At 67.6% G+C, this 12,512-nt stretch carries 6 protein-coding genes; 3 read left to right on the forward strand and 3 right to left on the reverse strand.

Annotation, left to right across the window (positions count from 1 at the left end):
• Positions 1 to 66: 66 nt before the first annotated feature.
• Together ACUVWL_RS17805 and ACUVWL_RS17810 are read left to right on the forward strand one after the other, a co-directional pair.
• Positions 67 to 1,863 (forward strand): autotransporter assembly complex protein TamA, encoded by a 1,797-nt coding sequence (locus tag ACUVWL_RS17805; protein ID WP_111205391.1) that lies wholly within the window; start codon positions 67 to 69, stop codon positions 1,861 to 1,863.
• Entirely contained in the window at positions 1,860 to 5,717 is a 3,858-nt protein-coding gene (locus ACUVWL_RS17810; protein WP_445978617.1) for a translocation/assembly module TamB domain-containing protein, read from the forward strand. The genes ACUVWL_RS17805 and ACUVWL_RS17810 overlap by 4 nt, the downstream gene beginning before the upstream one ends.
• 11 nt (positions 5,718 to 5,728) lie before the next feature.
• Here ACUVWL_RS17810 and ACUVWL_RS17815 read toward each other — a convergent pair whose 3' ends face one another.
• Genes ACUVWL_RS17815 through ACUVWL_RS17825 form a run of 3 tightly spaced genes read right to left on the reverse strand, consistent with a single transcriptional unit; the run spans position 5,729 to position 10,112 of the window.
• Positions 5,729 to 6,976: a heat-shock protein gene (locus ACUVWL_RS17815; RefSeq protein ID WP_111205389.1), complete on the reverse strand. Its 1,248-nt coding sequence runs from the start codon at positions 6,974 to 6,976 to the stop codon at positions 5,729 to 5,731.
• Positions 6,973 to 8,427, reverse strand: a complete 1,455-nt coding sequence (locus ACUVWL_RS17820; protein ID WP_445978618.1) for a heat-shock protein — start codon at positions 8,425 to 8,427, stop codon at positions 6,973 to 6,975. Before ACUVWL_RS17820 ends, ACUVWL_RS17815 begins: the two co-directional genes overlap by 4 nt.
• Positions 8,424 to 10,112: a molecular chaperone HscC gene (locus ACUVWL_RS17825; RefSeq protein WP_046433293.1), complete on the reverse strand. Its 1,689-nt coding sequence runs from the start codon at positions 10,110 to 10,112 to the stop codon at positions 8,424 to 8,426. The genes ACUVWL_RS17820 and ACUVWL_RS17825 overlap by 4 nt, the downstream gene beginning before the upstream one ends.
• Before the next feature lie 126 nt (positions 10,113 to 10,238).
• Between ACUVWL_RS17825 and ACUVWL_RS17830 the strand changes: the two genes are divergently transcribed.
• Entirely contained in the window at positions 10,239 to 12,386 is a 2,148-nt protein-coding gene (locus tag ACUVWL_RS17830; RefSeq protein ID WP_032957842.1) for a S46 family peptidase, read from the forward strand.
• The last annotated feature ends 126 nt before the right edge of the window (positions 12,387 to 12,512 follow it).

A 12,512-nucleotide genomic window follows, 5' to 3' on the forward strand; every position in this document is an offset into this window, starting at 1 on the left:
TTGACCGCCACTTAACAACCGATCCCGAATGACGTGATGCATTTCGCATCGTCACCTTCGGTCGGTATGCTGTCCCGCATGCAGCCAAAGAAATACGCCCTGCCGCTGATGGTCCTGTCGTTGGCCGCCACTTCCGTGGCCCACGCGCGCGGCACCATCGACAAGGTGGACATCAAGGGATTGGACAAGGGCGACGACGCCGCAATCATCGAGAACATCCAGGAATCGCTGTCGCTGTACGACACGATCGGCAAGGAACAGGGCGAATCACGCCTGGAGTACCTGCTGTCACAGGCCGAGCGGCAGACCCGCCAGGCACTGGAACCGTTCGGGTACTACAACCCGGTGATCAAGGTCGAGGCACCGCGCGAGGACGAACACGTGCGCGTGCTGATCCATGTCGACAAGGGCACCCCGGTGACCGTGCGCCGGGAGCACATCGACATCACCGGTCCGGCGATGTACGACCAGTACCTGCAGGATGACCTGGCCGCGTTCAAGCCGCGCAAGGGCCAGCGCTTCGAGCACACCCAGTACGAAGCCAGCAAGATCACCATCACCCGGCGCCTGGCCGAGCGCGGCTACTTCGACGCCGACTACACCCAGCGCCAGGTGCAGATCACCCGCGCCGACAACGCCGCCGACATCGACCTGACCTGGGACAGCGGCCGCCGCTACAACATGGGCCCGGTGCGCTTCCAGCAGGACTACTTCGTCGACAAGCTGTTCGATCCACTGGTCTACTGGGACCAGGGCAGCTACTACCACGAGGGCAAGCTGGACCGGCTGCGCGAGTCGCTGACCAAGCTGGACTACTTCAGCGTGATCGACATCCAGCCGCGCCCGGACCAGGCCGACGAGAACGGCGAAGTGCCGGTGGACGTGAAGCTGACGCGCGCCAAGCGCACCATCTATACCGCCGGCCTGAGCTACGGCAGCGAGAGCGGCCCGGGTGTGCGCGGTGGCATCGAGCGGCGCTTCCTGAACAACCGCGGCCACAAGATGAACACGCAGCTGGACTATGCGCAGAAGCGCAAGAGCCTGGTCACCAGTTACCGCATTCCGGCCTTCAACTGGCTCGACGGCTGGTACACCTTCGCCGCCAGCGCGTACGACGAGCAGACCGACTACATCGATCTGCGCAACTTCAAGCTGATCGCCAGCCGCAGCGGCGAGATCAACGAGCACTGGACCGCGATCGCCTCGATCAACGCACTGCGCGAGCGCTGGCGCTACGCGTCCGGCACCGAATTCACCGACGCCGTCTACAACACCTCGACGCTGGTGTACCCGCAGATGGTTGCCGACTACGTCAACGTCGACGACGAGATGTTCCCGCGCAAGGGCATCAGCGGCGCGGCGACGGTGCGTGCCGGCGTGGAAGGCGCCGGCTCGGATACCAGCTTCGTGCAGGCCAACGCCGTGCTGCGCTGGTACATCCCGGTGGGTGAAAGCAACCGCCTGATCCTGCGCGGTGAAGGCGGCACCACGTGGACCAGCGACCTGGTGGCGATGCCACCGAGCCTGCGCTACTTCGCCGGCGGAGACCGCAGCATCCGCGGCTACGCTTACCGCGAAGTTGGTCCGCGCACGCCCAAACCCGACAAATATGCGCTGGGCGCCAAGAACCTGGTGATCGGCTCGGCCGAGTACGAACACTACTTCAATGGCGGCCCCTGGGGCGCGGCGGTGTTCGTCGATACCGGCAGTGCCTTCGACAACACCATTGACCTGCATACCGGCGTCGGCTTCGGCGTGCGCTGGAAATCGCCGGTGGGCCCGGTGCGGGTGGATATCGCGCACGGCCTGAACAATCCGGACTCGCAGTTCCAGCTGTACCTCAACATCGGAGCGGACCTGTGAGCACGCCCGCACCGAGCCCCGGCACGCTACCGCCGCGCGTGCGCTTCTACCGACGCCGCCGCTTCTGGGCCTGGTCCGGCGTCGGCGTGATCGGCGTGGTGCTGCTGGCCCTGCTGGCGGTGTACTGGCTGCTGCAGACCGTGGCCGGCCGCGATGTGCTGCTGGCACAGGTGGTGGCGCGACTGCCGGCGGGCGCCAGCTTCACCTGGGACAAGGTGGACGGCCCGGTGGCCGGTCCGCTGACCCTGTACAACGTCGACTTCCGCTACGACGACATCCATTTCCACGCCGAGCGCGCGCACCTGGAGCCGGACCTGCGCCCGCTGCTGGGCCGCAAGCTGCTGCTGGACAAGCTGGAGCTGACCAACGCCACGCTGAACCTGGCCAAGAGTGACGAGCCGTTCAAGCTGCCGTCGTGGCCCGATTCGCTGCCGCAGATCGAAATGCCGCTGGCGATCCAGGCCGATGCCATTGCCATCGACGGCTTCCGCATCAGCCAGGCCAACGAGCCGGTGATCGACATCAGCCGTGTGCGTGGTGGCATCGAGATCGCCAATGGTGAGTTCCAGGCGCACAAGCTGGTGGTGGACAGCGACATGGGCAACTTCACCGCCCAGGGCCGTTACATTCCGGCCGAGGACTACGACACCGATGTGACGGTGACGGCGGTGCTGCCAGCACCGCGTGGGCGCACCGCCGCTACGGTGGGTCTGGTCGCACGTGGCGACCTGTCGCACATGGAAGTGGCCGTAGCCGGGCGCGCGCCGAAGCCGCTGCACGCGATGCTGGTGTTCGATGGCCGCACCGACCCGAGCTGGAGCGCCAGCATCCGCAGCGACGAGCTGGATCTGGCGCTGTTGTCGCCAGCATTGGCGAGCTCGGCGATTGCGCCGTTGTCGCTGGACTTCACCGCCGCCGGCAAGGGCGGCAATGCCAACCTGCGCGGCAGGGTGAAGCAGGGCGACCAGGAGCTGGAACTGGCACCGTCGGTGGTGTCGCTGCAGGACCAGGTGCTGAAGGTCTCACCGCTGCTGGTGAAGGGCCTCGGTGGCGAAGCGCGGCTGGAAGGCACCGCCGACTTCAGCCAGGACGATCAGCAGAAACTCAATTTCTCGGTGGTCGCACGCGATCTGACCTACGTGCCAGCACCCGACCCGAACACGGCTGGCAGCGCACCGGTGCCGGTCACCCTGAAGGAAGCACGCTTCGGCCTGGCCGGTACCCTGAAGGCCTGGGCCGCGATCGGCCGTGCCGAGATCGAACGCGAGGCGCAGAAGGCGCAGCTGCAGTTCGACGTACGCGGCAATGACCAGGCCGCGTCGATCCACCAGCTGCAGGCGCAGACGCCGGGTGGGCAGCTGCAGGTAGAAGGCCAGGTGGCCTGGGCGCCGCAGCTGGACTGGGACGCCAAGGCCACGCTGAAGGACTTCGACCCCGGCTATTTCGTGCCGGGCTGGAACGGCCGCCTGTCCGGCAACCTGGCCTCCAAGGGCCGTCAGCTGCCGCCGCCGGCCAATGCCGCACCGGGCACGGCCGGCACGCTGGAAGCCACCGTCGACCTGCCGTCGCTGAAGGGCATCCTGCGCCAGCGCAACCTTGATGCACAGGGCAAGTTCGCGCTGCAGGGCGCGCAGGGCCAGGGTGACCTGAAGCTGTCGCTGGGCAGCAGCCGGGTGACCGCGTCGGGCAAGGTCGGCGACCGCCTCGACATCGATGCACGTTTCGAACCGCTGCAGCTGAGTGACCTGCTGCCGGGCGCCGACGGTGGCCTGCGCGGCCAGGTGCAGGTGAAGGGGCCGCGCGATGCGCCGGACATCACCGCCGACCTGGTCGGCAACAATCTCAACTGGGAGGGCTACGGCGCCGAGAGCGTGAGCATCAAGGGCCACCTGCCGTGGCGCGGCGACAGCGGCACGCTGGCGGTGCAGGGCCAGCAGGTCAACGCCGGCATGCTGCTGGAGCGCTTGAACGTGGATGCGCAGGGCAGTGTGTCCAACCTGCGCCTGGCTGCGCAGACCCGCAATGAGATGGGCGCGATCGAGCTGCAGGGCAGCGTGCGCCAGCAGGGGGCGCAGTGGCGTGGCGAGCTGGCCTCGCTGCGCATCGCACCGGTGAAGGGTGATGCGTGGTCGCTGCGTGCACCGGCGGCGTTCGCGATCAACGGCAGCACCTACACCCTGTCCGAAGCCTGCCTGGCCGCCGCCAGCAGCGGCGCGCTGTGCGCACAGGCCAACTGGCCGCGAGAAGGCCTGGTGGTGCGCAGTGACGCGCTGCCGCTGGCGCTGGTGCAGCCGTGGCTGCCGCCGCAGTCCGGCCGCCGCATCTACCTGCGCGGCGACGTCAGCCTGGACGCGCAGATCCGCCCGCGCGGCGCGACCTGGGAAGGCCATGTGGAAGTGCGCTCGAAGGAAGGCGGCGTGCGCCTGGGCGAGAACCGCAACACCGTGGGCGATACCACCCGCGGCGAGCTGGTGCGCTATGACCAGTTCTCGCTGAAGCTCGACATGACCCCGGCCAGCATCAAGGGCTACCTGGGCATGGGCTTCCAGGGCAATGGTTTCGTCGACGCGAAGATGCAGACCGGCTGGGAAGCCAGCGCACCGCTGAACGGTGAGCTCTACCTCAACATGTCGCGGCTGTACTGGCTGGAGCTGTTCTCGCCGGACATCGTGCGCCCGACCGGCCTGATCGAAGGCCACGTCAGCCTGCGCGGTACGCGCGGGCAGCCGTCGCTGGGCGGCGACGCGCAGCTGAGCAACTTCAAGGGCGAATTCCCCGCGCTTGGCCTGACCTTCGACCAGGGCAAGGGTAGTTTCGTGGCCCAGCCCGACGGTTCGGCCAAGATCACCGCGCAGGCCAACTCGGGCCAGGGCACGCTGTATGTCGACGGCGGCCTGTCGTGGTTCGGTGATGCACAGCCGCTGCAGCTGAAGATCCACGGCGAGAACGTGCTGCTGTCCAACACCAGCGAGCTGCGCATCGTCGCCAACCCCAACCTCGACTTCACGTTGGCCAAGGCGGCGATGGAGCTGCGTGGCACCGTGCACGTGCCCGAGGCCGACATCGACCTGGAGCGCCTGGACCGTGGCACCTCGGTGTCCGAAGACGTGGTGGTGCTGGACCCGGCCGATCCGGAAGAGTCGCGCACCTCGCCGCTGGACATGGACCTGACGGTCAGCCTCGGCGACAAGGTGAAGATGACCGGGTTCGGCCTGAAGGGCGCGCTGACCGGCAAGATGCAGGTCTGGGCCAAGCCCGGCCGTGAAATGACCGCCAATGGCGGCCTGGAAGTGAGCGGCCGCTACAAGGCGTATGGGCAGGACCTGACCATCACCCGCGGCAACCTCACCTGGAACTACAACGCGGTGTCCGACCCGCGCATCAACATCCGCGCCGAGCGCCGGATCGGTGATGTCACCGCCGGCATCGACGTGACCGGGCGTGCGCAGCAGCCGCGCGCGGACGTATGGTCCGATCCGGCAATGTCGCAGTCCGAGGCACTGGCCTATCTGGTGCTGGGACGCAGCCTGACCGGTGCCAGCAGCGACCAGGCGCAGCAGGTCAACGCGGCCTCGGCGGCGCTCTCGGCGGGCAGCGGCCTGCTGGCTTCGCAGCTGGGCGCCAAGCTGGGCCTGGACGACGCCGGCGTGAGCCAGTCGCGCGCGCTGGGCGGCTCGGTGATCGGTGTCGGCAAGTACATCTCGCCCAAGCTGTACGTCGGCTACGGCGTGTCGCTGGTCGGTGCCGGTTCGGTGATCACGCTGAAGTACCTGCTGCGCCGCGGGTTCGACGTGGAAGTGGAGTCGAGCACCGTGGAAAACCGCGGGTCGATCAACTGGCGGCGGGAGAAATAACCCGCTGCCCCTCAACCACCCTCTGTGTCGGGATCGGTCTGGCTGACAACGGCGAAGGAGGGGGCTGGCCTGCGCGGACGAGGCCCGTGCGTGAGCATGCCGTGCCCATCAAGCGCCGACGGTGGCTCGACGGGCGCTGGCGCGGACGCCGTCCGCGATGGGGTGCCTCCAACGAAAGGCGTCAGCATGAGGACGCCAGACACGATGACCACCGAGGCATGGATTGCCACGTGTTTCATGCTGGACGTGCTGATCGCGATAGGGCGAGCGGCATCACCGAGCAATGCCAGCGCCGCCAGAACGGCCAGCACGACGAGAGCGCCCAGCAGGCAGCGGACAATGGCCACCTGCATCTTCATGAGATTGAAGTGCCCGGGTTGGGATACCGCCATCCAGAAGGCGACCTGATCCGTGTCCAGTGGCGCCAGCGTGTCACGGACACCATGCACTCCCAGACGCTGCATCGTTTGCCGCATGATGCCAGCACGCCCGGGCACGCTGGCCGACAGCAGCGATTGCAGCCAGTGCCACGGTCGGGTCAAGCGTTCCATGCGGGCATGGGCCTCGGTTACGGACACCCGGTCATGCGGTCGGTCCAGGGCTGCGGTGAGGGCCGTGTGGTTGCGCGGCTGCAGCTGCCAGCGGCGATGCAGCAGGTTGCGCCGTGCGCGGACCCGGTAGGGATCGATATCAGCCCGGATCTCATCCCAGCAGAAGTATCGACCCAGCAGATCGAAGTTGGACTCGCACAGCGGCTGGCCCTGGTGCAGCAGCTGCTGCAGTACCACGTCACCGATACGCGGCCTGTCGGCCAATGACCACAGCTCCGGGCGATGGGCCAGCCAGTGCTCGAAGCTGGCCGGGTCGGCGTCGCCGGCGGTGTTGATCAGCAGGCGCGCAAACCGGGGCAGGTTCAATGATGGCTCCACCACATCGTCCGGCATGTCGGTGTCGGGCGTGCATGGATGATGCAGCACCGGCATGTGGTCCATCGGCGAATGGCTGTCGTACGGCGCCGGTGGGCCGGGTGGGCTGTTGTCTGCAGGTGGCGTCGACAGCGCTTCTGCACTGCTTTCCTCCTGCCATTGCGTGCGGCTGCGTGCCCACAGCAGGGCCTGCTGGTAAGCCTCGTGCAGCGCCTGGAATGCCACCGGGTCTTCGTCCGGGCGTGCCGCGCGCAGTCTCTGCGCGTAGGCGCGCTTGATCGCCTTTTCGTCGGCGCTGGCGTCGAGCCCGAGAGCGTCCAGTGCCCGGTTCACACGGTGTTTCCAGAAGCAGGTGGAGGCAGGTCGATCGACAGGCGACGGCACCTGTCACGCAGGAACCAGGTGGTCCATAGCAGCAGGACCAGGACGCAGCCCACTTCGGGGACGAACATGCCGATGCCCGGTCCAATCAGGTTGCGCGGCCGGAATCCCCGGCCATCCTCGCGCCGGATCCAGCGTGCCGTCGCCAGAGCAAGGCCAGGGAACAGCAGCAACGTACCTTTTAGCCGCAGATCCAGGCCATGGACCAGGATCAGGCTGGCGAGGGCGATCAGCGGCGCTGGCAACGCCAGCAGCCATCCCCAGCGCGAAGGGGGCAGATCCAGCGTCAGCTGGCGCAGCGCCCAACGGACATGGACCCACAGAGCGCCGGCCAGGGCGAGCAGGACCCCGAGCAGCACGCCGCCTATGCCGAGCGCGGCGGCGGTGCGCAGGTCACGCTGGGCAAGACTCATGAGAGTCGAGCCACCGGCAATCGCGAGCGTCAGGGCAGCCAACAGGCCGCCCCGCAGCGCATTGACCTGGCAACGCCAGCGGTTGGGACGGGAAACGTCGGCAAGGCTGCGCCAGAACTGCACCTGCTGCCGATCCCAGGCGGCGGGCAATGGCTCCTGGCCGCCGCGTTCCAGCGCATCCAGCAGCGCGTTGACCTCAATGATGTGCTCGGGCAGCTGCGCCTGCCAGAGGGATCGTCGCGCGTGCCATGGCTGCGACAGGTAGCGCAGGCAACGCGCAAGGGTGACCCTCCCCAGCCGCAGGCTGCCCTCTTGTTCAAGCAGTGCCGACAGCTCTGCCGCATTCCCGGTCTCGGCGGCCCAGCGTCGATGACCGCGCGACTGGATCGATGCCAGCCTGTCCGGATCCACGCCATCGTGTACATCATCCCAGCCAAAGCAGCGTGCCAGCAGACCCATGTTGGCTGCGCTGACGCTGTTGTGACTGCGTGCCAGTTCATCCAGCAGCGCGTCGCCCACCAATGGCTTGTAGCGCAGCGACCACAGCACCGGCGTGGCCTCCAGCCAGGGGCCGAAGTCTTCAGGGGAAGCCAGATGGGCCATGCGCAGGATCGTGTGCGCATGGCCCGATACGTGGACCGCTCCCTCCAGTTCCGCCACTGGTGCCGTGCGCAGCAGCACAGGCGTGCCGCGAGGTGGCCATGGAGGCGAGTACGAACGCGTTTCGGGCGGCGCCCATGCCACGTCTGCGTCGGGCGGCCAGGGTGCGATGTCGGTTGCATGCTCCGCCGGTTCGTCTTCGTCCGCGATATCGGCCAGCGCTTCCTGGCGGACCCAGTCCAATGCCGCCTGATAGGCCTCATGCAGGTGCTGGAAGGCGATGGGATCCTCGTCGGGTCGCGTCACCCGCAGGCGCTTTGCATAGGCGCGCTTGACCGCGCGCTCGTCAGCCGTTTGGTCCAGCTCCAGGACGTGCAGTGCCCAGCTCATGCATCGCGCTCGAGGGCGTCGAGTGCCTCGTCCAGCTGACGGCGATGACGCTCGACGGCAACGGCATCCTGGCTCTCCAGCACATGGCGGAAGCTGCTCAGCCACGACTGCAACTGTTCACGGTGATGGATGCGTTCCTCGTACAGGCGCTCGGTGCGGGCGATCACCGCGAGGTTGGGCTGGGCGTCACGCGGGTGGATCTTCAGCGCTTCCAGCGCGCGCAGGCGCTGCTGGATCTCTTCGGGTGACAGCAGCCCGGGATTCTGTTCCAGGATGAGCTCGTGGCGCCTGCCGGTGGCATCCTCGGTGACTTCGACCTGCAGCAGCCCGTTCACGTCGTAGGTGAAGCGGGCGGTGACGCTGCGTTCCTGCATCGGGACAGAATGGGTCAGCGGCACGGTCAGCTCACCGAGCTTGATGTTGCGATCCACCGTCGGGCTCTCGCCCTGGAACACGTCGATGCGGATGGCACTTTGCCGCTCGTGCAGCGGGTAGAAGCGATCCTCGCGGCTGACCGGCACCACGCTGTTGCGCTGGATGATCGGGTGGAAATAGCCGCTGCGCTCGCCACCGGCAGCATCCTGGCGGGACACCTGCGTGCCAAGCGTGTAGGGGCAGACATCGGTCAGCACGACTTCGCGCAGCGATTCGTCGCGCGCCTTCAATCCCGCTGCAACGGCGGCACCCAAGGCAATCGCCTGGTCCGGATGGACATGGCGCAGCGGCAGCCGGCCGAACATGCGGGTCGCAAGCCTGCTGACCATCGGCATGCGTACCGCACCGCCGACCAGGATGATGTCGTCCAGCGCCTCGGGCTTGAGCCGGGCGTCGCGGATCGCGCGCTCGATGGGCGCGCGCATGCGCAGCAGCAGTGGCTCGCAGAGCTGGGCGTAGCGAGCTTCATCCAGCTGCCACTGGCGTTCGCTGCCGGCCAGGGGCAACTGCAGGCTGGCAGTGCCGCTCTGGCTGAGTTCGCGCTTGAACAGTTCCAGCCGACGCAGCAGCTGCGCCTGCTCGGCAGCGGACAGGTCGCTGGCGGACGTGCCCTGGTCGGCGTGGAAGGCCTGCACGAGTACCTGCAGGAAATCCTCGCCGCCCAGGAAATTGTCGCCGGCGCTGGCATGCACTTCGACCACGCCATCGAACAGTTCCAGGATGGAGACGTCGAAGGTGCCGCCGCCCAGGTCCAGCACCAGCACGCGGCCTTCGCCGTCACGCTCCTGCAGACCATAGGCCAGCGCAGCGGCCGTGGGTTCATTGATCAGGCGCTCGACGCGGATGCCGGCCAGTTCGCCGGCGGCCCGGGTGGCCTTGCGCTGGGCGTCGGAGAAGTAGGCCGGCACGCTGATCACTGCTTCCTCCACCTTGTGGCCCAGGGCGGCTTCGGCGTCGGCCAGCAGCGAGCGCAGCACCATGGCCGAGAGTTCCTCGGGACGGAAACTGCGCTCACCCAGCCGGGTCTCACGGTCGCTGCCCATCCAGCGCTTGAAATGGGCCACGGTCTGCTGCGGATGGCTGACCAGGCGGTCACGGGCCGGCTGGCCGACCAGTACGGCACCATCGACGAGGCTGACCACCGAAGGGGTCAACAGCTCGCCATGGGCATTGGGGAACAGCTGCGGCCCTGCTGCCGTGTGCCTGCCGATGAGGGAATGGGTGGTGCCAAGATCGATGCCGACGATCATCTGCGAACGTCCGATGTGCAGAAAACTGCAATTCTAGGAGCGCGGCGCAGGCCTGACTATCGGGCGTTGCCCGACAGCGCCCCACGGGCTATGGTCCCGGGCTGTTCTGTCGTACCGGATTGCCTCATGTCACCACGCAAAGCCCTCCCCACCGCCCTGGCCCTGGGCCTGACCCTCGCCACCGGCGCCCACGCCGATGAAGGCATGTGGATGCCGACGCAGCTGCCGGACCTGGCCCAACCGCTGCAGGCCGCTGGCTTCAAGGGCAATCCGGCCGACCTGGCCAACGTCACCGCGCCGCCGCTGAGCGCCGTGGTGCGCGCCGGTGGTGGCACCGGTTCGTTTGTGTCCGCCGACGGCCTGCTGCTGACCAACCACCACGTGGCGATGGGCGTGATCCAGTACAACAGCTCGCCCGAGCACGACCTGATCGCTGGTGGCTTCATCGCCAGGGACCGTGCCGACGAGCGCCCGGCCAACCCGGACTTCCGCGTGCTGGTCACCGTCGGCTTCGACAAGGTGACCGACCAGGTGCTGGCGCAGGCCCGTGGCAAGACCGGCCGTGCCTACTTCGATGCCGTGGATGCAGCCAGCAAGCAGATCGTGGCCGAGTGCGAGAAGGACGGCAGCGTGCGCTGCTCGGTGGCCAACATGTACTACGGCACCGATTTCTACCGCATTGCCCAGCTGGAACTGAGCGACGTGCGCCTGGTGTATGCGCCGCCGCGTGCGATCGGCAACTACGGCGATGAGATCGACAACTTCATGTGGCCCCGCCACACCGGCGACTTCACCCTGCTGCGCGCCTATGTGGGCAAGGACGGCAAGCCGGCCGCCTACAGCAAGGACAACGTGCCCTACCAGGCGCCGGCACACCTGCAGATGTCGGTGGAAGGCCCGAAGGAAGGCGATTACGCGATGCTGGCCGGTTACCCGGGCATCACCTACCGCCACCGCACCGCGGCCGAATTCGCCGGCCAGATCGATACCGTGCTGCCGCGCCGCGTATCGGTGTTCCAGCAGATGATCGACACCATCGAGGCCGCCAGCGCCAAGGACGCGCAGGCGCGTACCCGCTACGCCTCGCAGCTGCAGTCGCTGAAGAACAACCGCAAGCGCGCCGCCGGCGAACTGGAAGGCCTGCTGCGCAGCGATGCGAAGGCCCAGCGCGCCGCCGACGAGACGGCCATGCTGGCTGCCACCGACCGCAGGTACCAGGGTGACATCAAGGCGCTGCTGGCCAACCTGTCGCAGGGTGCGGCGGTGGGCGAGCGTGACCTGCTGCTGGAGCAGATGGCCGCGCAGAGCCAGCTGCTGCGCTCGGCGCTGCTGCTGGAGCGCCTGCGCATCGAATCGGCCAAGCCGGACGCGCAGCGCGAGAGCGGCTACCAGCAGCGCGACCAGGCGATGATCGAAGGGGTGCTCAAGCAGGTCCAGCGCCGTTACGCGCCGGAGGTCGAGAAGGCCCTGCTGACCACCCTGCTGACCCGCTACCAGCAGCTGCCGGACGCGCAGCGCGTGGCCGAGTTCGACGCGGCTTTTGGTCGTACCCCACAGCAGCTGGCCAAGGCGCTGGACACCCTGTATGCCGGTACCCAGCTGGGTGAGGAAGCGCAGCGCCTGTCGCGCTTTGCCGCCGCACGCGAAGGCAAGGCACTGGCCGCCGATCCGCTGATCAGCGTGGCCGGTCCGCTGGTGGCCGCGCAGCTGCGCATCGAGAACGAGAGCAAGACCCGCGAAGGCGAGCAGCTGCGCCTGCGCCCGGCGTACATGCAGGCGCTGTTCGCCTGGCGTGCCAAGCAGGGCCGCGCGGTGTATCCGGATGCCAACCGCACCCTGCGCATCAGCTACGGCAAGGTCGAGGCGCTGCACCCGCGCGATGGCGTGACCTACTCGCCGGTGACCACCGTGGCCGGCATCGTCGAGAAGAACACCAACGCCTACCCGTTCGATGCACCCAAGCCGCTGCTGGCCGCCATCGCCAAGGGTGACTTCGGCAGCACCGCCGATCCGGCACTGAAGACCCAGACGGTCAACTTCCTGACCAACCTGGACACCACGGGCGGCAACTCCGGCTCGCCGGTGCTCAACGCCAGGGGCGAACTGATCGGCCTGAACTTCGACAGCAACTGGGAGTCGGTCAGCGCCAGCTGGTGGTTCGACCCGCGCTACAAGCGCGCCGTGCACGTGGACATGCGCTACCTGCGCTGGCTGCTGGCCAAGGTCTACCCGGCGCCCGAGCTGCTGAAGGAAATGGGCGTGCCGGCCCAATAACGCCGGTACCTGGCAGGCGCCCACCGCTTCCTGGTGGGTGCCCATTGATTCCCGGTAGGTGCCCACTGTTAGTGGGCACGGATGTCCCCGTCACGACCAACGGTCGTGACCCACCAGACGGATCAA

It is taken from the genome of Stenotrophomonas muris, assembly GCF_052751275.1.